General features: G+C 60.6%; 25 protein-coding genes. 12 read left to right on the top strand and 13 right to left on the bottom strand.

The genetic code is table 11. The annotated features are described in order from the left end of the window. Positions 1–89 precede the first annotated feature (89 nt). Positions 90–395 carry a hypothetical protein gene (locus VF629_RS14260; protein WP_331059163.1) on the top strand — a complete coding sequence of 102 codons (306 nt, stop codon included), beginning with the start codon at positions 90–92 and terminating at the stop codon, positions 393–395. On the opposite strand, the gene VF629_RS14255 is transcribed toward VF629_RS14260, so the two are convergent. From VF629_RS14255 to VF629_RS14245, 3 genes are all read right to left on the bottom strand, one after another. Continuing rightward, positions 374–1,069: a metallophosphoesterase family protein gene (locus tag VF629_RS14255; protein ID WP_331059162.1), complete on the bottom strand. Its 696-nt coding sequence runs from the start codon at positions 1,067–1,069 to the stop codon at positions 374–376. The genes VF629_RS14260 and VF629_RS14255 overlap by 22 nt on opposite strands. A 94-nt stretch (positions 1,070–1,163) precedes the next feature. Further along, a complete protein-coding gene (locus VF629_RS14250) occupies positions 1,164–1,388 on the bottom strand; it encodes a hypothetical protein (RefSeq protein WP_331059161.1) in 225 nt (74 codons plus the stop codon). 50 nt (positions 1,389–1,438) lie between these two features. Beyond that, positions 1,439–1,948, bottom strand: a complete 510-nt coding sequence (locus VF629_RS14245; RefSeq protein ID WP_331059160.1) for a hypothetical protein — start codon at positions 1,946–1,948, stop codon at positions 1,439–1,441. 123 nt (positions 1,949–2,071) lie between these two features. Here VF629_RS14245 and VF629_RS14240 point away from each other — a divergent pair, with 123 nt between their 5' ends. From VF629_RS14240 to VF629_RS14205, 8 genes are all read left to right on the top strand, one after another. Next, on the top strand, positions 2,072–2,323 hold the full coding sequence (locus VF629_RS14240; RefSeq protein WP_331059159.1) for a 4a-hydroxytetrahydrobiopterin dehydratase: 252 nt from the start codon (positions 2,072–2,074) through the stop codon (positions 2,321–2,323). Positions 2,324–2,382: 59 nt separating this feature from the next. Beyond that, a complete protein-coding gene (locus VF629_RS14235; RefSeq protein ID WP_331059158.1) occupies positions 2,383–2,532 on the top strand; it encodes a hypothetical protein in 150 nt (49 codons plus the stop codon). Beyond that, entirely contained in the window at positions 2,529–3,011 is a 483-nt protein-coding gene (locus VF629_RS14230) for a TlpA disulfide reductase family protein (protein WP_331059157.1), read from the top strand. The genes VF629_RS14235 and VF629_RS14230 overlap by 4 nt, the downstream gene beginning before the upstream one ends. 23 nt (positions 3,012–3,034) lie before the next feature. After that, positions 3,035–3,796 carry a 16S rRNA (cytidine(1402)-2'-O)-methyltransferase gene (gene rsmI, locus VF629_RS14225; RefSeq protein WP_331059156.1) on the top strand — a complete coding sequence of 254 codons (762 nt, stop codon included), beginning with the start codon at positions 3,035–3,037 and terminating at the stop codon, positions 3,794–3,796. Then, positions 3,774–5,492 (top strand): apolipoprotein N-acyltransferase, encoded by a 1,719-nt coding sequence (gene lnt / locus VF629_RS14220; protein WP_331059155.1) that lies wholly within the window; start codon positions 3,774–3,776, stop codon positions 5,490–5,492. The genes rsmI and lnt overlap by 23 nt, the downstream gene beginning before the upstream one ends. A gap of 101 nt (positions 5,493–5,593) precedes the next feature. After that, positions 5,594–6,397 (top strand): inositol monophosphatase family protein, encoded by an 804-nt coding sequence (locus tag VF629_RS14215; protein WP_331059154.1) that lies wholly within the window; start codon positions 5,594–5,596, stop codon positions 6,395–6,397. 145 nt (positions 6,398–6,542) lie between these two features. Continuing rightward, entirely contained in the window at positions 6,543–6,761 is a 219-nt protein-coding gene (locus tag VF629_RS14210; protein WP_331059153.1) for a hypothetical protein, read from the top strand. A 106-nt stretch (positions 6,762–6,867) separates the two neighbouring features. Next, complete coding sequence (locus VF629_RS14205; protein WP_331059152.1) at positions 6,868–7,239, top strand: hypothetical protein; 372 nt, start codon at positions 6,868–6,870, stop codon at positions 7,237–7,239. 93 nt (positions 7,240–7,332) lie between these two features. On the opposite strand, the gene VF629_RS14200 is transcribed toward VF629_RS14205, so the two are convergent. The 3 genes from VF629_RS14200 to radA all read right to left on the bottom strand — a co-directional run bounded on the left by VF629_RS14200 (position 7,333) and on the right by radA (position 11,741). After that, complete coding sequence (locus tag VF629_RS14200) at positions 7,333–8,352, bottom strand: SPASM domain-containing protein (RefSeq protein WP_331059151.1); 1,020 nt, start codon at positions 8,350–8,352, stop codon at positions 7,333–7,335. 130 nt (positions 8,353–8,482) lie between these two features. After that, a complete protein-coding gene (locus tag VF629_RS14195) occupies positions 8,483–10,099 on the bottom strand; it encodes a TlpA disulfide reductase family protein (RefSeq protein WP_331059150.1) in 1,617 nt (538 codons plus the stop codon). 244 nt (positions 10,100–10,343) lie between these two features. After that, positions 10,344–11,741, bottom strand: coding sequence for a DNA repair protein RadA (gene radA, locus VF629_RS14190; protein WP_331059149.1), 1,398 nt, complete (start codon positions 11,739–11,741; stop codon positions 10,344–10,346). Positions 11,742–11,914: 173 nt separating this feature from the next. Between radA and VF629_RS14185 the strand changes: the two genes are divergently transcribed. Both VF629_RS14185 and VF629_RS14180 read left to right on the top strand, forming a co-directional pair. Beyond that, positions 11,915–13,333 (top strand): sensor histidine kinase, encoded by a 1,419-nt coding sequence (locus VF629_RS14185; protein WP_331059148.1) that lies wholly within the window; start codon positions 11,915–11,917, stop codon positions 13,331–13,333. A 140-nt stretch (positions 13,334–13,473) separates the two neighbouring features. Continuing rightward, entirely contained in the window at positions 13,474–15,132 is a 1,659-nt protein-coding gene (locus VF629_RS14180; protein WP_331059147.1) for an FAD-dependent oxidoreductase, read from the top strand. 105 nt (positions 15,133–15,237) lie between these two features. On the opposite strand, the gene rfbA is transcribed toward VF629_RS14180, so the two are convergent. The 6 genes from rfbA to VF629_RS14150 all read right to left on the bottom strand — a co-directional run bounded on the left by rfbA (position 15,238) and on the right by VF629_RS14150 (position 21,540). Beyond that, positions 15,238–16,116, bottom strand: coding sequence for a glucose-1-phosphate thymidylyltransferase RfbA (rfbA, locus tag VF629_RS14175; protein WP_331059146.1), 879 nt, complete (start codon positions 16,114–16,116; stop codon positions 15,238–15,240). 127 nt (positions 16,117–16,243) lie between these two features. Beyond that, positions 16,244–17,251: an SDR family oxidoreductase gene (locus tag VF629_RS14170; RefSeq protein ID WP_331059145.1), complete on the bottom strand. Its 1,008-nt coding sequence runs from the start codon at positions 17,249–17,251 to the stop codon at positions 16,244–16,246. Positions 17,252–17,346: 95 nt separating this feature from the next. Continuing rightward, a complete protein-coding gene (gene rfbB / locus VF629_RS14165; RefSeq protein WP_331059144.1) occupies positions 17,347–18,402 on the bottom strand; it encodes a dTDP-glucose 4,6-dehydratase in 1,056 nt (351 codons plus the stop codon). A gap of 90 nt (positions 18,403–18,492) precedes the next feature. Then, entirely contained in the window at positions 18,493–19,521 is a 1,029-nt protein-coding gene (gene galE, locus VF629_RS14160) for a UDP-glucose 4-epimerase GalE (protein ID WP_331059143.1), read from the bottom strand. A 91-nt stretch (positions 19,522–19,612) separates the two neighbouring features. Beyond that, positions 19,613–20,908, bottom strand: coding sequence for a nucleotide sugar dehydrogenase (locus VF629_RS14155; protein ID WP_331059142.1), 1,296 nt, complete (start codon positions 20,906–20,908; stop codon positions 19,613–19,615). Between the two features lie 5 nt (positions 20,909–20,913). Further along, the gene (locus tag VF629_RS14150; RefSeq protein ID WP_331059141.1) at positions 20,914–21,540 is read right to left on the bottom strand and encodes an acyltransferase; all 627 of its coding nucleotides are present in this window, start codon (positions 21,538–21,540) and stop codon (positions 20,914–20,916) included. 91 nt (positions 21,541–21,631) lie between these two features. On the opposite strand from VF629_RS14150, the gene VF629_RS14145 reads away from it, so the two are divergent. Continuing rightward, a complete protein-coding gene (locus tag VF629_RS14145; RefSeq protein ID WP_331059140.1) occupies positions 21,632–22,219 on the top strand; it encodes a Uma2 family endonuclease in 588 nt (195 codons plus the stop codon). Positions 22,220–22,222: 3 nt separating this feature from the next. On the opposite strand, the gene VF629_RS14140 is transcribed toward VF629_RS14145, so the two are convergent. Next, positions 22,223–22,609 (bottom strand): hypothetical protein, encoded by a 387-nt coding sequence (locus VF629_RS14140; RefSeq protein ID WP_331059139.1) that lies wholly within the window; start codon positions 22,607–22,609, stop codon positions 22,223–22,225. Between the last annotated feature and the right edge of the window lie 8 nt (positions 22,610–22,617).

Below are 22,617 nucleotides of genomic sequence, written 5' to 3'. Positions count from 1 at the left end.
ATTTATCAAACCTATGCACCTCTTTTATGCAATGCAACCCCGCACACAACCAGCAACAGGCATTGTGCAATTTTCAGCACACTTTGTTTATGGAGTCCTATGCTAAACTGCTTATAATTCAAATAAATTTTCAAAATCCTGAAAAATCAGCCGGTTTTAGGAAATCCACTAGTGATGGTTTATTCGTAACACTACAGCAATGCAGCAAACTCGTTTATTATGATTATATCAATAACATCAATCTAAAAATTATAAACATCATGTCTCGGCGTCTATATCTAGCACGTCAAAATATTTATAAAATACAACACCCAGCCCAACCACTGCAATGGCTGGGCTGGGTGCAGGCTTGCTTGCCAATAATGGGGTTACGCTACCGCTTGCCGATGGTGTAAGCGGGCTCGCGGTTGGCCACGAAGGAGAGTTCCCAAGTGTCCAGGTTGAGGGCCGTGAGGTGGGCCAGGTCGGCGTTGTGCCGATACACACATCCCGTGTCGAGGCCTAGCGAACCAGGGCGCGCGGCGGCTTTGGTGCGTACCTGAGCGGTGGGGGTGGGCACGTGGCCATGCAGGAGCCGCTTGCCGCCGAGCCGTGCCGGGTCGAAGACAAACTTCTTGGTGTTGAGCATGCTGGCGTGGTCCTGCCGCATCTCGGTGGGCGGCAGGGCGAAGTTGAAACCCGCGTGCACCAGCACAAAATCCGGCAGCTCAATCTCGTAAGGGAGCGCGGCCAGCCAGTCTAAATAAAGCGCCGGGATGTCGCAGAGGCGGCCCACGCCGAAGCTGCGCAAGGTGGGCAAGCGGCCCCGCGGGCCCAGCCAGTCCCAACGCCAGCGCTTGCGGGCGGCGTCGAGCAGGGCCTGGTCGTGGTTGCCCCGCAGGCAACGCACCTGGTAGCCGCCGGCCTGCAACTGCATCAGGTAGTCGAGCACCCCGCGGCTGTCGGGGCCTTTGTTGACGTAGTCGCCCAGGAGGTACAATTCGTCTTGGCGCGTGAGGCGCAGCTCCTCTTCCACCAGGTAGCGGAACGTGTGCAGGCAGCCGTGCAGGTCGGTGGTGGCGTAACGCACAAGCGAAAACGTGAGAGGGTAAGCGCACAAAACAAAGCGTCATGCCCCCGGGTGAGGAAGCATGACGCTTTGTTTTGGGCACTTAGGGCACGGCCTAGTGGCCGCCCCCGTAAGATGGCTTGTCGAGTTCGGGCTTGTCGAGGTTGCGGTTGGGGTGGCGCAGGCCGGCGTCGAGCGCCTCCTGCTCCAAGCGGGCCTCGGTGGCCTCGTCCAGGTTGTTCACGGGCAGGTCGCCGGTGCCTTTGGGCAGCCCTTCGCCGGCCGGAGCGCCGTGATTTTCACTGGATTGCTGGTTGGTGTTATTGCTCTTGTAAGGCATGGCTGGAGAATTTTAATGTGGAAAGGAAGGAAAATCGAAGGAAGCACGGCCTACTGGTCGATGGCCGTGTCGGTCGCGTTGGGGTCGTTGAGTTCGGCGTTGGTGTCGGTGCCGGTGATGGGCTGGATGGGGCGGGGCTCCATTTGGCCCATGCCCACGCGCGAGTTGGGGTTGAGCATTTCGTCGACGCCCGGCCGGCGGTCGTGCAGGTCGAGTTCGTCAACTGGCTGGCCGCTAGGCGTAATGGAGCCGGTCAATTCGTCTTCGGCCGGCATGTCCTGGTTGGGACGGTCGGCCAGCAAACCGTCCGGGGTGCGGATGTTGTCGGGCACCAAGCCCCCGCTGAGGCGGTCGGCGTTGGCGTTCACCGAGATGGCGGTGTCGCCGTTGGCGCTGTCGGTGCCAAAGCCTTCTTTGCCGTCGCGGTTGCCGAAGCCGCCGCGGGCTTCCTCGTTTTTGGGCGGGTCGGCGTTGGGAATGTGGTGGCCGGCCTCCATCTCTTCGTTGGTGGTGTCGTCGTTGATGACGCGAATGGGGCGGTTGTTGGGGTCGATGGCCATTTTTTAGGGTATGAGGGGATGGGGGTAGGCAGGTGGGAAGTGGCGTAGGAAAGGTGTACTTTGGTTCAGGCTTTTGGGTTGCCCTCCTCCCCTACTACCCTCATTCTCTCTCACCCTAATCTCATGTGGACCGAAACCGACAACAGCCTCCGGCGCAGCTTTCGCTTCGCTGATTTCAAAACGGCCTTTGCCTTCCTGACCGACGTGGCCGCCGAAGCCGAGCGCCTGGACCACCACCCCTGGTTCAGCAACGAGTACAACGCCGTGGAATTCCGCCTGCGCACCCACGACGCCGGCAATACCGTGACCAAGCGCGACCGCCGCCTAGCCGAAGCCATTGATGCCGTGGCGGCGCGGTACGCGACGCTTTCGTAATGCCGACCAGCACGTTGCGTCCAGCCAACACTTTTTTGTTGTAGTAGCCTTTACCCAACATGGGCAAAATCAGCAGCTTTCTTCTTGGACTGGCGGCCGGCTTGCTCAGCGCCTTTCTCGTGGTGGTGGCCATCATTATCGCCACTACGAACTGGACCGTCTCGCACGCGGCGCTTTCTACTCCGCCTTTTCCCTCTTTCATTTCGTGAACAAGCCCTTCTTTTGGCGCGGCTACTTGCTAGGGCTCTTGCTGCCGCTGGGTTTGGCAGGCGCTTTTTACTTGCTGGTTCTTCGCCAACCCAACGTTCAGCTGGCCGACATGCCCTTGGTTGACTTGGATGGGCGGCCGGTAGCGACGGCTCAGTTTGCCGGGCGGCCCGTGGTGGTCAACTACTGGGCTACGTGGTGCGCGCCCTGCGTGGAAGAATTTCCCTTGTTCGAGCAAGCCAAAAAGCAAGCGGGCGCCGGCGTGGTTTTCCTCATGGTGTCCGACGAGCCTGCCGGCAAAATTCGGGCTTTTCGGGCCAAGCATGCCTACACCTTTACCTACCTACGGGTGCGCGAGCCGCTGCCCGGCGTCAACGTTCGGCCCGTCACCTACGGCTACGACAAGCGCGGGGCCTTGGTAAGTAAAGAAACTGGTGGACTGTCGGCTCCGGCGCTGCGCCAGTTGCTGGAGTCGCTGTAGCGCCGTCGGGCTACCTTTGCGCCATGCCCACCACGGTTCTGTACCTCGTACCCACGCCCATTGGCAATCTGGAAGACATCACCCTGCGCGCCATTCGCGTGCTGGGCGAAGTGGGCACGGTGCTCTGCGAAGACACCCGCACCAGCGGCCGCCTCATGCAGCACCTCGGCCTGAAAAAGCCGCTCCTCTCCTACCACTTGCACAACGAGCACCAGCAAGTGCCCCGGCTGCTCGAGCGGTTGGCGGCGGGGGAAATCATGGCCCTCATCTCCGATGCCGGCACGCCCGGAATTTCCGACCCCGGATTTTTGTTGGTGCGCGAGTGCCTGGCGCGGGGCTTGGGCGTGGAGTGCCTGCCGGGCGCCACGGCCTTTGTGCCGGCCTTGCTCAAGTCCGGGTTTGGCGCCGAGCGGTTCACTTTTGAAGGGTTTTTGCCCGTGAAGAAGGGCCGGCAAACGCGCCTGTTGCAACTGGCCACGGAAACCCGGACCATGATTTTTTATGAGTCGCCGCACCGCATCGTCAAAACGTTGGGCCAACTGGCCGAAGTGCTGGGCCCCTCGCGGCCAGCCTCGGTCAGCCGCGAATTGACCAAATTGTTCGAAGAAACCATAACCGGGACGCTGGCTAGTCTGGAAGCCGATTTTGCCGCTCGCCCCACCATCAAAGGAGAAATTGTCGTTGTCGTCGAAGGAAATCTTGCCCCGCCCGCCCGCGAGCCCCGCCCCGGCCGCGAAGACCGAACCCGTCGCGCCGACGACGATGACGCCGAAGGCGAAGACTAGCCGCCTGCGCCCCGCGGTGCTGGCCGTGCTGAGCGCGCTCCTGCTCTGGGGCGGCTGGGCGCCGCACCCCACCGCGTGGCTCGTGCCGCTGCTGTTCATCGGGTGGGTGCCTTACTTGCTCATGGAGCGCAAGCTCACCCTGGCCGGTGCCCGCAAGCGCACGGTATTCGGCTACACGTACTTGTTTTTGGTGCTCTGGAACGCCCTCACCACGTGGTGGGTGAGTTACGCGAGCATGGCTGGCATTGCCGCCGTGGTGCTGAACGCGCTGTTTATGTGCCTGCCGCTCATGGCGTTTCGCCAAACCAGGAAGCGCCTGGGCAACCGCATTGGCTACCTGTCGCTGCCGGTGTTCTGGATTGCCTTCGAGCAATTGCACCTCACCTGGGACCTGACGTGGCCGTGGCTCACGCTCGGCAACGGCTTCGCGCCCGCGCCGCAGTGGGTGCAGTGGTATGAATACACGGGCTTTCTGGGCGGCTCGGTGTGGGTGTGGGCAGTGAACTTGCTGTTTTTCCAAGAGCTGCTCAAGCGCAGTTCCTCTAGCGGCCCAGCTACCGAAGGCCACGGCGCACACCCCGCAGAAATGCGGCCGGCGCCCATTATTGCCCGGCCCTGGAGGTCGCGCGCGCCGTTTGCCTGGCCCGTGCTGACCATCATCCTGCCCATTCTGCTCTCCTACGTCATTGGGGCTGCTTACCAGGAAAAAGGCACTCAGGCTGAAGTGGTTGTGGTGCAGCCCAACCTCGACCCCTACGTGGAGAAGTTTGAGGGTGGCGCCAAGTTTGTGCCCTACGACGAGCAGCTCACGCGCCTCCTGGCGCTGTCCGAGCAAAAGTTGACGCCCCAAACCCGCCTCGTGCTCTGGCCCGAAACGGCGCTGGAAGAGTCGTACTGGGAAAACACGATTGACAGCAACCCCAAAATCCGGCGCATCCGCGAATGGCTGGCCCGGCACCCGGGCGTGACGCTGCTCACCGGCATCACCACCATTAGCTCTTACCCCAACAAGGAAGCCGCCAGCGAAACTGCCCGCTACCGCGACGACCTGGGCTACTACGACATCTTCAACACCGGCGCTTATTTCGCTTCGGCCACGGCGCCCATTGCCTTCTACCACAAGTCGCGCCTCGTGCCCGGCGTAGAGAAAATTCCGCCCGTGCTGGCCTCCGTCATTTCCCACATTGACCTCGGCGGCACGGTGGGCAGCGTGGGCAGCCAAGCCGAGCGCACCGTGTACCCCGCGCCCGCCAATGCCCCGGCGCTGCGTTTGGCGCCGGTCATCTGCTACGAGTCCATCTACGGTGATTTTGTGGGCGAATACGCCCGCAACGGCGCCACGCTCCTGGGCCTCATCACCAACGACGCGTGGTGGCACGACTCGCCCGGCTACCGGCAGCTGCTGAGCTACGGCCAGCTGCGCTGCATCGAGACGCGCCGCGACCTGGCCCGCTCGGCCAACACGGGCTTCACCGGCTTCATCAACCAAAAAGGCGAAATCACCCAGCGCGAGCCGGCGTGGGTGCCCACCGCCAGCCGCGCCACCGTGCAGCTCAACGACGAAGTGACCTTTTACGCGCGCTACGGCGAGTTCATCGGCCGCGGCACGCAGGTGCTGGCCCTGCTGCTTTTGCTGGTGGCCATTGTGCAAGGCTGGCGCAGTCGGTCTGTGTCAACCAGTGCCCGAACGCCGTAGAGACGCGACCCTTCGCGTCTCGGCGTCCGCGCCATTCAACAATCATCGTTCAACGCCAAGACGCGAAGGGTCGCGTCTCTACGGCGCTCTAACCTCGACTTATGCCCACTGATTTTACCCCACTTTCCTTCGACCTGGCCGCGCTGTGCCGCCGCACCGCCGAGTTCATCCGCCAGGAAGCCAGCACCTTCGACCGCGCCAAAATTGAGCACAAAGGCCTGCACGATTTGGTGAGCTACGTGGACCAGGAAACCGAGCGCAAGCTGGTGGCCGGCCTGCGCCAACTGCTGCCCGAAGCCGGCTTCATTACCGAGGAAGGCACCGCGGGCCCCGACACCCAAAGCGAAGAATTCACGTGGATAATTGACCCACTGGACGGCACCACCAACTTTGTGCACGGCTTGCCGGTGTATTCCATTAGCGTGGCGCTGCTGCAGGGCGCCGAGCTGGTGGTGGGTGTGGTGCACGAGGTGAACCGCGACGAGAGCTTCCGGGCCGTGCGCGGCGGCGGGGCTTTTTGCAACGACCTTCCCATCCACGTCACCGACGTGGCCGAACTCAGCGGCTCGCTCATTGCCACGGGCTTTCCTTACAAGGACTTTGGCAAGATGGGCCAGTACTTGCAACTGCTGGGCGCCTTCATGTCGCGCAGCCACGGGGTACGCCGGCTGGGCTCGGCCGCCGTGGACCTGGCGTATGTAGCCGCCGGGCGCTGCGAGGCCTTTTTCGAGTTCAACCTCAATTCTTATGACGTAGCAGCGGGCATCTTACTGGTGCGCGAGGCCGGGGGGCAAGTCACCCAGTTTCTAGAAGATGGCGACCCGCTCTTTGGGCGCGAAGTGGTGGCCAGCAATGGGCACACGCACCCCGAAATTCAACGGACCATTCGCGAGTTCTGGTCGTAGCCCAAGTACCCCGACATTTCATTTCGGCCCGTTAGCCCGATGGTTTTTCTGACAAGCCGAAATGAAATGTCGGGGCACTCGTTTCTACACGCAGGTTGCGTTGGGCGCCTGCAAACTTTTCTTTTTCCTTCTGAGTTTACCCAGCATGCTGCTTGCCCTCACCTCCGTTGAAATCCAGTATTTTCTGATTGCTGGGCTGTTTGTGGCGGCCGCGTTTTACGTGGGCCGGATTTTCTATCGCGCCTTTTTCAGCAAGACGGCGGCGGGCTGCGCCAAAGGCTGCGGCGGCGCTTGCGGCACGCTCGACGTGGACCAGCTGCAGCGCACCATCGAAGCCCGCGCTGCCACCCAAGCCCGGCGCTAACGCCCTCCGTACCTCCGCCAGCTTTTTCTGGCTTAGCGCATAACCCGCCCCCGCCTCGGCACCGTATAGCTGAGACGGGGGCGGGCTGCGTTAGCACCCCGCCGCTTTGCCTTTCCTTACCAAACACCCCACCGCCATGCAGGACAAAGAAGAAGAACGCTCACTTGTGAACGTCGAAAACAAACTGCGCAAGGACGGCTTCGTTCAGGACTTCTACGTCGTGGATGGCCGCTTGCAAACGATGAACACCGACTCGGACAAAAGCTACGCGCCCGACGAAATCACCATTGTGGATTTCTACCGCTTCGAAGGAGAGAGCAACCCCGATGATGCGTCTATTCTCTACGCCATCGAAGCTAACGACGGCGTACGGGGCACTATTTCCTCGGCTTACAACGTCTATGCCGATTCCGACACGCTAGAATTCTTCACAAAAGTGGAAGACCATGGCAAAAATCTGACGAAGGACCACAAGTAAGGTGCCTTTGGCCTAAGCCAACAACGAATGGGGGAGGAAGAATTATGGCCTAACGGTTAATTCTTCCTCCCCCATTCGTTATTAATCGCAGCGTTACCCCCACACTTTGGTGCCCTCCGAGCAGTTGCGGCACATCTCAATCTGGTCGCGGCCTTTGAGCAGGCTGCCCCGGAACTGTTGGTACTTTGGGCCGCGCCAGAGCTGGCGGAAGGTCTCGGTTTTGAGGTCTCCCTGGCGGTACTCCGCGTCTTTGTCGAAGCAGCACGGCACCACCAGCCCGTCCCAGGTAATGACGCAGGAGTGCCACATTTTCCAGCAGTGGTCCACCAGCTTGTTTTTCAGGCTCCAGGTACCGTTCAGGTTGTTCTGGTAGCGCGAGTAGTAGTCGATGGTCGGGATGAGCGGCGAGCCGTGCTGATGGTCGTAAATCTGGGCCGTTTTGAACCACACGTCGTCCACGCCCATCGCCTCGGCCAGCTGCTTGGCGTCGTCGATTTGGTGCTCGTTGGGGCGCACCACTAAGAACTGGAAGATGATACGCGGGGTGTTTGATTTCAGCTCCTTGCGCCATTTTACCACGTTGCGGGTGCCCTCCAGCACCTTCTCCAGTTTGCCGCCTACGCGGTACTGCTGGTACACCTCCTGCGTGGTGCCATCCAGCGAGATGATAAGGCGGTCGAGGCCGCTTTCCACCGTCTTGCGGGCATTATCATCAGTCAGGTAGTGGGCGTTGGTACTGGTGGCGGTGTAGATGCCTTTCGCGGCCGCGTATTTCACCAATTCCAAAAATTGCGGGTGCAAATACGGTTCGCCCTGGAAGTAGAAAATGAGGTACCACAACCGGCTGGCCACTTCATCAATCGTCCGCTTAAACAAATCGGCCGGCAGCATGCCCGTAGGCCGCGTGAAGGAGCGCAGCCCGCTGGGGCACTCCGGGCAGCGCAGGTTGCAGCTCGTAGTAGGCTCAAAGCTCAGCGCCATGGGCAGCCCGCGCAGCCGCGCCTTGCCCGTGAGCTTGCTCAGCACGTAGGAACCGATGATTTGCGTGGCGTTCCACACACGCAAGGGCGTGGCCTTGGATAAGACGTTGAGGCTATCGGTGAGCACGGACATGGCGGCAGGATAAAGCAGTAGCGCGAACTTGCGGCTCACGTCCCGGTGCCGAGGGGAAGTTCGGCAGTGTGGGGACGCGGACTACAAAGTTCGCGCTACTTCGGTTGCGTCTGGGCAGCCGCGGAGGTGCTTATTTCTTGGTCGCCGGGAAATCGATGGCGCTGGTGTAGGTACTGGCCTTGCCAAACGACTGATTGATTTCGTCGATGGCGGCCCGGCTACTCAACCGTTTGGGCTTGGTGTTGAGGAAGGTACCGTCTTCGCCCACCAGCATGTAGGTGGGCACCTCCTGCAGCGCATAAGCCTGCGCCACTGCCGAGCGCAAGCCGCCGCCGGGAATGCGCACGTGCACGCCGGGCAGTTTTTTCACGGTCACCAGCTGGCGCCAGGCCTGCTCGTTCTCGTCGAGGGCAATGCTGACGAAGACGATGTTCTTGCCTTCAAACTTGCGAATCAATTCCTGAGCGTACGCCAAGTCGCGCAAGCTCAAGCCATTGGTGGTTTTCCAGAAGTTGATGTACACCAGTTTGCCTTGGAAGTCGCGCAGGCGCACGGTGTCGCCGTTGGCGCTGGGCAGCTTGAAGTCGGGAGCAGGCGCGCCAATGGCAAAGGACTTGTGCTGGTCGAAATCCTGCTGCAGCGTGGGGGCGTACTGACTCTTCGGGTCGTAGTTGCGGAAATCGGTCAGCATGGCCGCCGACTGCTTCACGTGACCAAACCGAAACGACTCCTGCAGCACCCGGCCCAAAATGATGGGACGGATAGCCCCGGTAAGCTTCTTGCTGGCCAAGGCGTAGCAAGCGGGGTAAAAACCCGGGTCGGAGCGCTGGTGGTTTTCCTGCGCCACGGCAAAGTGCACGTAGTTAATCAGGAATTCCTGGTACAGTTCGCTCTGCGCCGCATTGGGCTCGTTGAGCAAGCCCGGCTCGCGGAGGAAGTTGTAGTAATCGGGCGCCATTTTCAGGCGGCCTTCGGTGTTTACCACTTGCTCGCGCAGGTCCTGAAAGGTCAGCCGGTCGTTGGCGTAGGCGTACACCACTTCGGCCTTGGCGTAGTTGTAAAACTCCTGAGTGAACGACTGCTTGGCGGCGTGGTCTTCCAGAAACTCGAATTCGTGCTTGCGGCGGTACTCCAAGAAAGACAGAAACGGGGCTTCGTACAGCTGAATATTATCGGGCAGCACCTGGAAACCGTCGTTTTCTACGAATTGGGCATCGGCTTCCACCAAGTAGTTGTTGGCGTTGGCCGCTTGCTGGCGGTGGCGCTGCTCCTCGGTCAGGTTGTTGCGGTTGCGCAGCTTGGTGGCCAGGCCCGTGGGCACGTCGTTGGGCTTGAATTTCAACGAGCCCGACATGTCGTTTCCCTTAAAACGCACGTCGATATCCGTGCCCGGGTCCAGGAACAACGGGGCCACGTCGTCGCCAAATACCAAGTCGGCTTTCGTGGGTCCCGTCACGGGCACCACAATTTTAAACTCTCCTTTGTCGTTGAGGCGCGTACGGAAGAGCTTTTCCTTGGGGTCGAGCGGGTTTTCCCGTACCGACACAGCCACCGAGTCGGTGGTTGGGCCCGTGACGCGACCCGTGAGCACGGCCGTGTTGGGGGAGACCAACGGAGCGGCAGCTTCTCGCTTGGCGGTGCCCACCACGGTGGTCGTGGTTTTAGCCTGTCCGTGCACCAGCACCGGAGCCAGCAGCAGCGCTGCGCTCAGGAGCCGACGCGCGGAAGTGATGAAGGATATTATCATAACACAAAAAAACTGTTGACGGGTAACCGACCGCGCCGCCAACAAGTGGCCAGACAAACAGGTGTACTGTTGAACTTACTCCATGAATTCACGGGATAAGCCTATCAGTAGTCCGAAGATACGGCTTTTTGGTTTATAAAATCCTAATCGGCAACCCACTAATTTTTGTGCGGGTCAGCAAAGCCTTCAGGTTAATTGGCAGCCGTCTGAGCAATCACCGACTGATTATCAATATGGTTTTGCCTTACCCGAACAGGCCATTTAGCACCTCATCCAGTCGTGCTACGGCTTGCACTTTTAGTCCGAAACGCGCTAAGTCCAATCCCTTGCCGTTGAACTGCGAAACATACATCTCCCGAAAGCCCAATTTTTCGGCTTCGGCCAACCGCTGGTCCAGGCGCGACACGGCCCGGATTTCGCCGCTCAGCCCGACTTCGGCCGCGAGGCACACGTTGCCGGGGATGGGCACGTCGTTCAGCGAAGAAACCACGGCGGCGCACACGGCCATGTCCAGGGCGGGGTCGTCGAGGCGCAGGCCACCGGCGATGTTCAGAAACACGTCGTGCTGGCCCAAGCGCAGGCCGGCGCGCTTCTCCAGCACGGCCAGCAGCATTTGCAGCCGCTTGGCGTCGAAGCCGGTGCTGCTGCGCTGCGGGGTGCCGTAGGTGGCGGGCGTCACAAGGGCCTGCACTTCCACCAGCAACGGGCGGTTGCCCTCCAGCGTGGCCCCGATGGCCATGCCGCTCAGGCTTTCGCCGCGCTGCGAGAGCAGGATTTCGGAAGGGTTGCTTACCTGGCGCAGGCCGTCGCCCTGCATCTCGTAGATGCCCAGCTCGGAGGTGCTGCCGAAGCGGTTTTTGGTGGTGCGAAGGATGCGGTAGCTCATGTGCCGGTCGCCCTCGAACTGCAGCACGGTATCCACCATGTGCTCCAGGATTTTGGGTCCGGCAATGCTGCCATCCTTGGTGATGTGGCCAATGAGCAGCACCGGTGTGCTGGTTTCCTTGGCAAATTTCAGGAACTCGGCCGTGCACTCGCGCACCTGACTCACGCTGCCGGCGCCACTTTCAACCAGCGTAGAGTGCATGGTCTGGATGGAGTCGATGACGAGGAGGTTGGGCTGCACCTGGTCAATCTGCCGGAAGATGTTCTGGGTATTGGTTTCGGTGAGGATGTAGCAGCCGGGGTGCTGGCCGTCGGCCAGGCGCTCGGCCCGCATTTTTATCTGAGCTTCGCTTTCCTCGCCACTCACGTACAGCACCTTCATCTGGCGCAGGCTGAGGGCGATTTGCAGCATGAGCGTGCTCTTACCAATGCCCGGCTCGCCGCCAATGAGGATGATAGAACCCGGCACGATGCCGCCACCGAGCACGCGGTTCAACTCGCCGTCGGGCGTGAGGATGCGGGGTTCGTCTTCGGCCAGAATGCTATTGAGCGGCACCGACTTCGCGGCCTTAGCCAAGTTGCCGCCGGGTACGGTGCTGGCGGGTTTCCACTGGCCCGTGGTGGTGGCCACGGTTTCTTTCTGGACGACTTCTTCGACGTAGGTGTTCCACTCGCCGCAGGCCGGGCAACGGCCTATCCACTTGGCCGACTGTGCACCGCAGGATTGGCAAAAAAATACAGTTCTCGCTTTGGCCATGAAACGGCTATCTTCAATTATTGGGAATGAATTATAAGGCCAGCCGTCGCGAAAAAGTTGCTTTGTAACTAAAGCTTTTGCTTGGCTGGCCCGTCTGCTCCGGAGGGCGCAAGGTACGCCGCAGCCGGGCCGGCAGGCCTCCAACTTTTAGCCCTTCGCGGGGTTTTCCACCTATGTCCGAAACGACCACCCTCACCCCTGCCGACCTCGCCACTGTCACGGCTTTTGCCGACCTGCCCGAGGCAACACTGCAGTGGCTGCTCGACCACGGCCACACCCGCGCGGCGGTCAACGGCGAAGTCCTGTTTGAGCCCGGCTCCCCGGCCGAGCTGATGACGGCCATCATCCGAGGCGGGGTGCAGTTCTACGCGGTGAAAGGCGCCCAGCGCGACCCCGTTTTTCGCGTCGAAGCGGGGCAGGTCACGGGGGTGCTGCCCTACTCGCGGTTGCGCGTCATTGGCGGCCAAGCAGTGGCCGTGGGCGACTCCCTTTTTTACCATCTGCACCGCGACCAGTTTCCCGCCCTGGAGCAGGCCAGCCCCGAACTCACCCAGCGCTTGGTGGCCGTGATGAACGACCGCAGCCGCGACCAGGTCCGCAACCAGGAGCGCGACGATAAGCTGCGCGCACTAGGCAAACTCTCGGCCGGCTTGGCCCACGAACTCAACAATCCCGCGGCGGCTATTGCCCGCGCTGCGCAAGCGTTGGCCCAGCGGGCAGCCGTCAAGCCTCAACTGCTCCAAGATTTGCTGGAAAAATGCTCGGACCCCGCCGCGTTGCGCTCGTTCGCGGCGCTGGCTGTGCCCGTGGCAAAGTCGGCGAAGCCCGCGCCGCACCTCTCGCCCATGCAGCAGTCGCAGCGCGAAGACGAGCTAGCCGACTGGCTCACCGACCACGGCGTGGCCGACGCCTACCGCTTGGCACCTGGCTTGCTCGAAACAGGCCTGACGGAAGACATTCTGGGGGCCGCGGCCGAGGTGCTGCCGCCCGCCGCCCGCCCGGCCGCCTTCGCGTGGCTGGAGTGCCAGCAGTCGACGCTCCAGTTGGTGCACGACGTGCAAGAGGCCGGGGCCCGCATCAGCAAGCTCGTTGCCGACGTGAAGACGTACTCCCACATGGACCGCGCGGGAGGATTTGAAATGCTGACGGTTACTACCGGGCTCGACAGCACGCTCAACATGCTGGGCTTTCAGCTGCGCCAGAAAAACGTGCGTCTCACCCGCGACTACGCGCCTGATTTGCCGCCCATTCGGGGCCAAGTCAGCAGCCTCAACCAAGTGTGGACCAACCTGATTGACAACGCCGTGGATGCGCTGCCCCCCGAAGGCGGCGAGCTCACGCTACGCACCCGACAGGAAGAAGAGTTTGTGCGCGTGTTTCTGGTTGACAACGGGTCCGGCATCCCGCCCGAAGTGTTGCCCCACATTTTTGAGCCTTTTTACACCACCAAGCAGGCCGGCGATGGTTCAGGCCTGGGGCTCGATATTGCGCAGCGAATCATCAGGCAGCACGATGGACGCCTGGAAGTAGCTTCGCGGCCGGGCCACACCGAGTTTTGCGCGTGGCTGCCGGTGGCCAAACCGCTGGCTTAGGGGCATCACTAGCTAGTTGCGTAACGCGTTTCGTGGCAGTGCATTTCGTGCGCTGCCACGAATTCACATCAATTTAATTACTACTGCACGCCAGCCATTTCGCTGCGCACGTCAGTCTCGAACTAACCAAGAAAACAACAATGGCTGCCAAAAAACCCATTATTCTCGCCGTCGACGACGACCCGCAAGTGCTGGCCGCCATTGCCCGCGACTTGCGCCAGGAGTTCAGCCAGGAATACCGCATTGTGCGCGTCAACTCCGGTCCTGAAGCGCTGACTACCATCAAAGAGCTCAGCGCCAATGAGGAACCGCTGGCCCTGATTGTGGCCGACCAGCGCATGCCCGAGCTGGAAGGCGTGGAGCTGCTCACGGCCTCGCGCCAATATTTCCCCCATGCCAAGCGCGTGCTCCTCACCGCCTACGCCGACACGGAGGCCGCGGTGCGGGCCATCAACTCGGCCCGCATCGACCACTACCTGATGAAGCCCTGGGACCCGCCCGAAAACCTGCTTTATCCCACGTTGCAAGACCTGCTGAACGCCTGGCAGGCCGCGCACAAGCCCAAGTTCGACGGCGTGCGGCTGATTGGATTCCAATGGTCGCCGCTCTCGCACGAGCTCAAGGACTTTCTGAGCGGGTACATGGTGGGCTACCAGTGGCTAGACTACGAAACCAACCCCGAAGCGCAGGCCTTGGTGCAGGCCAAAGGCTTCGAGTCCGCGGACTTGCCACTGGTCATTTGCGCGGACGGTACGGCCGTACCCAAGCCCACCAAAGCCGTTTTAGCTCAGCACTTGGGCATCAACAGCACGGCTTCGCAGGAAATGTACGACGTGGTGGTGGTGGGTGCCGGCCCCAGCGGCCTCGCCGCGGCCGTGTACGGCGCCAGCGAAGGCCTCAAAACCCTCATCATCGAGCGTCAGACGCCCGGCGGCCAAGCCGGCACCAGCTCCCGCATCGAGAACTACCTGGGCTTCCCCACCGGCCTGAGCGGCGCCGAGCTCGCGCACCGGGCCTGGACGCAGGCCGTCCGCCTCGGGGCCGAGTTTCTGGCGCCGCAGGAAGTGGCCAGCCTCTGCGTGCAGGACGGCTACAAAGTACTGACCCTGAGTGACGGCAGCGAAATCAGTACCAAAGCCGTGGTGCTCACCACGGGCGTAAGCTACCGCACCCTCGACGTGCCGGGCATGGACCGCCTCAGCGGCGCGGGCGTGTACTACGGCGCGGCCCGCACCGAAGCCCGCAGCTGCGACGAGCAGGACGTGTACATCGTGGGCGGCGGCAACTCGGCCGGGCAGGCGGCCATGTACCTCGCCACTTATGCCCGCAAAGTCTTCATCGTCATTCGCGGGGCCAACCTAGCGGCCAGCATGTCGGCCTACCTTATCGAGCAGATTCGCGACACGCCGAATATTGAGCTCTTGCCCTTCTCCCAAATCAAGGAGGTGTGCGGGCAAGACCACCTGGAAGCCGTGATGGTGGACATCAACGGCACGGTGGAAAAGCGGCCGGCCCGCGCCCTGTTCGTGTTCATCGGCGCCAAGCCCAGCACCGAGTGGCTGCTCGACCAGGTCATTTGCGACGGCAAAGGCTTCCTCCTCACCGGCCGCGACCTGGTGACTGACGCCCGCTACGCCAGCATCTGGAAAAAGGAACGTGAGCCTTATTTATTAGAAACCTGCGTGCCGGGCATATTTGCCGCCGGCGACAGCCGCTCCGGCGCCATGGCCCGCGTAGCCTCAGCCGTGGGCGAGGGCAGCATGGCCATCAAGTTTGTGCACCAATATTTGGACGAATAGGAGAGGTGTGAAATGGTGAGGTGGTGAGAGGTGAGTTTAACGTTCTAGATGCGCAAGCTGCGCCGTTTGAACGTCAAACTCACCTTTCACCGTTTCACACCTCACTTACTTCCCCATCACCAGCTGCTCGGGCAGGTGCAGCAGGTAGTCGCCGTAGCCGCTCTTGCGCAGCGGCGTGGCAATGGCCCGGAGTTGGTTGGCATCGATAAAGCCTTGGCGGTAAGCGGCTTCTTCGATGGCACCCACCTTCAGACCCTGGCGCTGCTCAATCACGCGCACGAATTCGCCGGCCTGCATCAGGCTTTCGAACGTGCCCGTGTCGAGCCAGGCGGTGCCGCGGCCCAGGATGCCCACCTTGAGCGTACCGCGGCGTAAGTACTCCTTATTCACGTCCGTGATTTCGTATTCGCCGCGGGGGCTCATTTCCAGGTTTTTGGCGATTTCCACCACGTCGTTGTCGTAGAAATACAGGCCGGGCACGGCGTAGTTGCTTTTCGGCTTGGCCGGCTTCTCCTCAATGCTGAGGGCCTTGTTGTCGCCGTCGAACTCCACCACGCCGTAGCGCTCGGGGTCGTGCACGTGGTAGGCGAAAACCACGCCGCCGGTGGGGTCGCTGTTGGCTTTCAGCAGGTCTTCCAGGCCCTCGCCATAGAAAATGTTGTCGCCTAGCACCAGGGCTACTTTGTCCTGGCCGATGAAATCGGCGCCGAGCACAAAGGCTTGGGCCAGCCCGTTGGGTACTTCCTGTACCACGTATTGAAAGTCGCAGCCCAAGCTCTTGCCGTCGCCGAGCAGTTTTTTGAACTGCTCCTGGTCGTGGGGCGTGGTGATGATGAGCACCTCCCGGATGCCCGCCGACAGCAGAATCGACAGCGGATAATAAATCATCGGCTTGTCGTACACGGGCATGAGCTGCTTGGACACAGCCAACGTGAGCGGATGCAAACGGGTGCCGGAGCCGCCGGCGAGAATGATTCCTTTCATGAAATGGGGGTTATTAGACCGTCATGCAGCGCGCAGCGAAGCATCTCGCGTGCAATGTGACTCAATCGATTGGTTTACTCAAGGCACGCGAGATGCTTCGCTGCGCGCTGCATGACGGGCTGTTTAGTTAGTTGCGTTCCTGAATGAATGCTTGGTTGGCCTTGAACCACTCCAGCGTTTTGCGCAGGCCTTCGCGGATACGTACCTGTGGCTGGTAGCCCAACAGCCGGTTGGCCTTGGAAATATCGGCAAGCGAATCGCGGATGTCGCCGGGCCGGTCGGGCCCAAATTTGGGCGCTAAGTCCGAGCCAGCTTCCTGGCGCAGGATGTCGTACATCTCGACCAGCGAGGTGCGGTCGCCCACGGCAATGTTGTAGACCTGGCCCAGTGCTTCGGGATTCTGCACGAGAGCGGCGCGAATGTTGGCTTCCACGCAGTTTTCCACGAAGGTGAAATCGCGGGTTTGGCCGCCGTCGCCGTTGAGCGTGGGCGGCTGGTTTTGCAGGATGGCGTCGATAAACAGCGGAATCACAGCCGCATACGCCCCACCCGGGTCCTGGCGTGGGCCGAAGATGTTGAAGTAGCGCAGGCCGATGATTTCCATGCCGTACGTGCGGGCAAACACGTCGGCGTACAGCTCGTTGGCGTATTTCGTCACGGCGTAGGGCGACAAGGGCTTGCCGATGCGGTCCTCCACTTTGGGCAGGCCCGGATGGTCGCCATAAGTCGACGACGAGGCAGCGTACACGAAGCGCTTCACGCCGGCGTTTTTAGCCGCCGTGAGTATCTGCACGAAGCCCCCTACGTTCACGTCGTTGCTCAGCACCGGGTCGTTGATGGAGCGCGGCACCGAGCCCAGAGCGGCTTCGTGCAGCACCACGTCGACGCCAGCACAAGCGGCGGCGCAAGTGGCCGCGTCGCGGATGTCACCGTCCAGGATTTCCAGGCGGGCGTCGCCAGCAAACAGCGCCAGGTTCTTGCGGAAGCCGTTGGAATAGTCGTCCAGGGTCCGCACTTGTTTCACGCCGTACTTCAGCAGGTACTCTACAATATTGGACCCGATGAAGCCTGCGCCGCCGGTAACGAGAAAAGTGAGGTTATCGAGCGGCTGCTCGTGGAAAGGATTATCGTACACGATGATTAATATGATGAAAGATGTGAAAATGTGGGAGATGTGAAAATTCGCTAGCGCCAAACAGCACTCATTTTCACATTTCCCACATTCTCACATTATCGATTACTGTATTGCTGCTTGTTGTAATCTTGGTAGGCGCCGCTGGTCACGTGGTTCAGCCACTCCTCGTTTTCGAGGTACCAGTCCACGGTTTGGGCCAGGCCTTGCTCGAAGGTCACGCTCGGCTTCCAGCCCAGCTCGTTCATGATTTTGCTGGAGTCGATGGCGTAGCGCATGTCGTGGCCGGCGCGGTCGGTCACGAACTTGATGAGCTTGCGCGAAGTGCCCTGCTCCTGACCGGTTTTCTCGTCCACCACGTCGCAGAGCAGCTCGATGAGCTTGAGGTTCTGCCACTCGTTGACGCCGCCGATGTTGTAGGTGTCGCCGTTTTTGCCCTTGTGGAACACCGCGTCGATGGCTGTGGCGTGGTCTTTCACAAACAGCCAGTCGCGCACGTTCTCGCCTTTGCCGTACACGGGCACCGGCTGGCCGGTGCGCAGGCGGTGAATGGCCAGCGGAATGAGCTTCTCGGGGAAGTGGTTGGGGCCGTAGTTGTTCGAGCAGTTGCTCAGCTTGATGGGCAGGCCGTAGGTGTGGTGCCAGGCGCGCACAAAATGGTCGGAGCTGGCTTTGGAGGCCGAGTAGGGCGAGCGGGGGTCGTAAGCCGTTTGTTCGGTGAACATCTCGGGGCCGAAGTCCAGCGAGCCGTACACTTCGTCGGTGCTCACGTGGTAAAACACGTGGCCGTCGTAGCCGCCGGGCTGCCACAGGTGGCGGGCCGCGTTCAGCAAGTTCACCGTGCCGATGACGTTGGTTTTCACGAAAGCCATCGGGTCCGTGATGCTCCGGTCGACGTGCGACTCGGCCGCGAGGTGAATCACGGCGTCGGGCTCCTCGTTGGCAAACAGCTGGTCAATGAAGCTCTGGTCGGCAATGTCACCTTTAATGAAGGTGTAGTTCGACGCGTTTTCGATATCGCGCAGGTTCTCCAGGTTGCCGGCGTAAGTCAGCGCGTCAAGGTTAAGAATCTGGTAGTCGGGGTATTTGGTCACGAACAGCCGGACTACGTGGGAGCCAATGAAGCCGGCGCCGCCGGTGATGAGGATTTTCATGTTTGCAGATGTAAAAATGTGGGTGATGCGAAAAAGTAAAAATGACGGTATCAGTTAGTTACCTACCACATTTTCACCTTCTTCTACTTCTCACATTTGTTTCAAGGTTTGCTGCCATTTCCAGGAGCTGGCCAAGGAATCGGCCAGGGAAGTTTCGGTTTTGAAACCGAGCACCTGCTCGGCTTTGGTGGCGTCGGCGTAAATGGCGGGCACGTCGCCGGCGCGGCGTGGGCCAATGTCGTAGTTGAGCTTCTGGCCGCTCACCCGCTCAAAGGTCTGCACCACTTCGAGCACCGTATTGCCGTGGCCGGTGCCCACGTTGAAGGTTTCAACCACGTCGCTGGCTTTGCGCTCGAGCAGGCGCCGCACGGCCGTGACGTGCGCCTTGGCCAGGTCCACCACGTGGATGTAGTCGCGGATGTTGGTGCCGTCCGGCGTGTCGTAGTCGTTGCCGAAGATGGTCAGCTTTTCGCGCAGGCCGGCGGCTGTCTGGGTGATGAAGGGCACCAGGTTGTTGGGCACGCCCAGCGGCAGCTCGCCAATCTTGGCCGACTCGTGGGCCCCTATCGGATTGAAGTAGCGCAAGAGAATGGTGTGCACCCGGTTGCCGGGCGCGGCCGCCACGTCGTGCACGATGTCCTCGCACATCTGCTTGGTGCGGCCGTAGGGCGACGACGCCGGCTTGGTGGGCGTGGCCTCGGTCACGGGCAGCGCGTCGGGAATGCCGTACACGGTGCACGAAGACGAAAACGCCAAGCTTTCGACGCCAAATTCGGGCATCACGGCCAGCAGGGCCAGCAGCGAGCCCACGTTGTTCTGGAAGTAGGCCAGCGGTTTTTGCACCGATTCGCCCACGGCTTTATAGGCCGCGAAGTGAATGACGCCCGCCACATCGGGCTCGGCCCGAAACACGCCCCGCAGCGCTTCCGCGTCGGCGCAGTCGATGCGGTAGGTCGGCACCTTTGCCCCCAGAATCGACTCAATCCCGGCCAGCGCCGACTCCTCGGAATTGCTAAAATTGTCGACGATGACCGGCTGGTAGCCGGCTTGCTGGAGTTCCACCACCGCGTGCGAGCCGATGTAGCCCGCCCCGCCCGTCACAAGAATTTTGGTGCGCATGATTTCCTAATGAGTGAATGAAGGAAGGAGCAAATGAGTGAATGGGCCGTTGTAATTCGCTCATTCCTTCATTCACTCATTCACCAACTGCTTACAGGCTCCAGTACTGAAGCTCTTTCATTTTGCCGCGGTACAGGCCTTTGATGTCGACCAGCACGGCGTTATCGGAAGTAATGGACTGGAAGTATTCTTCGTCCTTGTCGGCGTAGGGCAGGTGGCTCACGGCCACAATCACGGCGTCGTAGTCGGCCCGCACGTCGTCGTTGTGGGTCAGGCGGAAGCCGTACTCGTGGTGCAGTTCATCGGAGTCGGCGTGCGGGTCAACGATGTCCACGTTCACCGAGAAATTCCGCAGCTCCTGAATGACGTCGGCCACCTTGGAGTTGCGGATGTCCTCCACATTTTCCTTGAAGGTAGCGCCCATCACCAGCACGCGGCTTTTGGCCACGTCCTTGCCCTTTTTAATCATCATCTGCACCGTTTTGCGGGCGATGTAGGCCCCCATGTTGTCGTTGGTGGTGCGGCCGCTCAAAATGACTTTGGCGTCGTAGCCCAGCTCTTTGGCCTTGTAGGTCAGGTAGTACGGGTCGACGCCGATGCAGTGGCCGCCCACCAGGCCCGGCGAGAAGCGCAGAAAATTCCACTTGGTGCCCGCGGCTTCCAGCACCTCGTAGGTGTTGATGTTCATGCGGTCGAAAATCATCGACAGCTCGTTCATCAGCGCAATGTTGACGTCGCGCTGGGTGTTTTCGATGATTTTGGCGGCTTCGGCCACGCGAATGCTGCTGGCGCGGTGCACGCCGGCGTCTACCACCAATTCGTAGACTTTGGCAATCGTGTCGAGGGCTTCCTGGTCGTTGCCGGACACCACTTTCACAATGCGGCGCAGCGTGTGCTCTTTGTCGCCGGGGTTGATGCGCTCCGGCGAATAGCCCACTTTGAAATCAACCGGAAATTTCAGTCCCGACAGGCGCTCGATGACCGGAATGCAGTCTTCCTCGGTGCAGCCGGGGTACACGGTGCTTTCAAATACCACGTAGTCGCCTTTTTTCAGCACTTTGCCCACCGAGGACGAGGCGCCCAGCAAGGGCTTCAGGTCGGGCATGGCGTGCTCGTCGATGGGCGTGGGCACGGCCACGATGTAGAACTGGGCCTGGCGCAGCACCTCGAGCGAATCGGTGAAGGTGATGTCGCACCCTTCGAAATCTTTTTTCTCCAGTTCGCCGCTGGGGTCGATGCCCTGCTTCATCTGGGCCACGCGGCCGGCATTGATGTCGAAGCCAATTACCCGGAGCTGCTTGGCGAATTCGAGGGCGATGGGCAAGCCCACGTAGCCGAGGCCGATAACGGCCAGGGTGGCCTCTTTGCGCAATAGTTGGTCGTACACGTAAATTAGGTTTTCGAGGTTCGTTTGTCGTTTTTAGGAAGCGGACGCACCGATTTTTTATTGGCGCTCAGCTCGTATTCTTCGCCGCTTTCGGGGCAGGTAGCGCGGCGGTTCGCGTCGAAAGCCAGGCGGTGGCCGTAGGCACTCATCCAGCCCTGCGGGCGGGCGGGGGTGCCGTATACGAGGCCATAGGGCGGAACGTCGTGCGTGACCACGCTGCCCGCGCCCACAAAGGCGTAGCGCCCCAGCCGCACGCCGCACACCAGCGTGGCATTGGCCCCCACCGTCACGCCTTGCTCCAGGTAAGTGGTTTGGTACTGGCCCGAGCCGTTGCGGGGCACGGCGCTGCGGGGGTTCTTCACGTTGGTAAATACCACCGATGGCCCGAGGAAAACGTCGTCTTCGCACACCACGCCGCCGTAGAGGCTCACGTTGTTTTGCACTTTCACGTTGCGGCCCAGGGTCACGCCGTCGGCCACGAATACGTTTTGGCCCAGATTGCAGTTTTCCCCCAAGTCGGCCCCGGCGCAGACGTGGCTGAAGTGCCAAATGCGACTGCCTTTGCCTACCTGGCACCCTTCGTCGAGGACGGCCGTGGGATGGGCGTAGTAATCGGAAGCGGGGTGAGGCATTCGGGGCAAGCGGGCGGTTGGCCCCGCAAAGGTAAGACGAGCGGCGGGGTTGCCTTCGTACTTTTGGGTAATCCCTTATTTCCCTTTCATTATGGGTCTGCCTGCTCTCAAGACGGATGCTCCCGAATACCTTACCCCTGACGACTACCTGCGTTTGGAAACCGGGGCCGACGCCAAGCACGAATTTACCAACGGCCGGGTGTGGGCCATGGCCGGGGCCACGCCTGCTCACAACGAAATCAACTACAACCTCAATCAGGTTATTGGGCCCGTGCTGCGGCAACGTGGCTGCAAAGGGTACATGGGCGACCAACGCGTGCAAACCAAAAACCGCAGCGGCTACTTATACCCCGATACTGTGGCTGCCTGTGGTCCGATATTCAACAATGAGCCAAGCCCGAGCTCGCTTACCAATCCGGTGCTCATCGTGGAGGTGACTTCTTCGTCAACCGCCGAGAGGGACCATTACGAGAAATTTGCCCTGTACCGCCAGATTATTAGCCTACGCCAGTACCTGATGCTCAGCTCCGAAGAGGTGCACGCTGAACTGTACACCCTAGATGAGTTGGGTCGCTGGATATTTACTGAAACGCGCGACGTGGCGGCCGTGCTGGACTTGGGCAGCATTGGGTGCCAAGTGCCGCTGGCCGAGGTATACGCGGGGGTACAATTTGGTTAGCCCTTAATGCTTTGCGCATTGAATTGCTTCTAGCATTGAAACAATGCCGTAGCCGAGCCCAATCATAAAGTAAAAGCAAAAGCTCACGTAGGTCAACCAAAGCATCCCGATGAAGGCGGCTATTGATTCGCCCACGTGCCGTTGGCGCAAGGACCACACCAGCAGACTGGCATTAAACGCCATGCCTAGCCCCCAACGAACCAACATATTGGTCTCCAAAGCTGCCTGGGACAAGGCTAAACTACCGCCTGGCACATGCGCTGGTGCTTTCACAAAGTCAATATAAAGTGCCACATATGGCCACGCGCTATTGAACAACAGCAGCAGCAAAAGCATCAGGAAGAAACGGGACCAGGCAGACCACAGATTCCCTTCTTGTTGGTAGGGCATGGCAATTG

It is taken from the genome of Hymenobacter sp. (assembly GCF_036388155.1).
GTDB lineage: Bacteria > Bacteroidota > Bacteroidia > Cytophagales > Hymenobacteraceae > Hymenobacter.
This window is presented reverse-complemented; position numbering and strand designations above follow the sequence as displayed.

What these genes read in the sequence shown, in the direction of transcription:
- VF629_RS14180 (WP_331059147.1), top strand. Translation starts at nt 13,474, where the DNA reads ATGGCTGCCAAAAAACCCATTATTCTCGCCGTCGACGACGACCCGCAA.
- galE (WP_331059143.1), bottom strand. Translation starts at nt 19,521, where the DNA reads ATGCGCACCAAAATTCTTGTGACGGGCGGGGCGGGCTACATCGGCTCG.
- VF629_RS14200 (WP_331059151.1), bottom strand. Translation starts at nt 8,352, where the DNA reads ATGTCCGTGCTCACCGATAGCCTCAACGTCTTATCCAAGGCCACGCCC.
- VF629_RS14245 (WP_331059160.1), bottom strand. Translation starts at nt 1,948, where the DNA reads ATGGCCATCGACCCCAACAACCGCCCCATTCGCGTCATCAACGACGAC.
- VF629_RS14250 (WP_331059161.1), bottom strand. Translation starts at nt 1,388, where the DNA reads ATGCCTTACAAGAGCAATAACACCAACCAGCAATCCAGTGAAAATCAC.
- VF629_RS14145 (WP_331059140.1), top strand. Translation starts at nt 21,632, where the DNA reads ATGGGTCTGCCTGCTCTCAAGACGGATGCTCCCGAATACCTTACCCCT.
- rfbB (WP_331059144.1), bottom strand. Translation starts at nt 18,402, where the DNA reads ATGAAAATCCTCATCACCGGCGGCGCCGGCTTCATTGGCTCCCACGTA.
- lnt (WP_331059155.1), top strand. Translation starts at nt 3,774, where the DNA reads ATGACGCCGAAGGCGAAGACTAGCCGCCTGCGCCCCGCGGTGCTGGCC.
- rfbA (WP_331059146.1), bottom strand. Translation starts at nt 16,116, where the DNA reads ATGAAAGGAATCATTCTCGCCGGCGGCTCCGGCACCCGTTTGCATCCG.
- VF629_RS14185 (WP_331059148.1), top strand. Translation starts at nt 11,915, where the DNA reads ATGTCCGAAACGACCACCCTCACCCCTGCCGACCTCGCCACTGTCACG.
- VF629_RS14240 (WP_331059159.1), top strand. Translation starts at nt 2,072, where the DNA reads ATGTGGACCGAAACCGACAACAGCCTCCGGCGCAGCTTTCGCTTCGCT.
- VF629_RS14235 (WP_331059158.1), top strand. Translation starts at nt 2,383, where the DNA reads ATGGGCAAAATCAGCAGCTTTCTTCTTGGACTGGCGGCCGGCTTGCTC.
- VF629_RS14140 (WP_331059139.1), bottom strand. Translation starts at nt 22,609, where the DNA reads ATGCCCTACCAACAAGAAGGGAATCTGTGGTCTGCCTGGTCCCGTTTC.
- rsmI (WP_331059156.1), top strand. Translation starts at nt 3,035, where the DNA reads ATGCCCACCACGGTTCTGTACCTCGTACCCACGCCCATTGGCAATCTG.
- VF629_RS14150 (WP_331059141.1), bottom strand. Translation starts at nt 21,540, where the DNA reads ATGCCTCACCCCGCTTCCGATTACTACGCCCATCCCACGGCCGTCCTC.
- VF629_RS14215 (WP_331059154.1), top strand. Translation starts at nt 5,594, where the DNA reads ATGCCCACTGATTTTACCCCACTTTCCTTCGACCTGGCCGCGCTGTGC.
- VF629_RS14195 (WP_331059150.1), bottom strand. Translation starts at nt 10,099, where the DNA reads ATGATAATATCCTTCATCACTTCCGCGCGTCGGCTCCTGAGCGCAGCG.
- VF629_RS14210 (WP_331059153.1), top strand. Translation starts at nt 6,543, where the DNA reads ATGCTGCTTGCCCTCACCTCCGTTGAAATCCAGTATTTTCTGATTGCT.
- radA (WP_331059149.1), bottom strand. Translation starts at nt 11,741, where the DNA reads ATGGCCAAAGCGAGAACTGTATTTTTTTGCCAATCCTGCGGTGCACAG.
- VF629_RS14260 (WP_331059163.1), top strand. Translation starts at nt 90, where the DNA reads ATGGAGTCCTATGCTAAACTGCTTATAATTCAAATAAATTTTCAAAAT.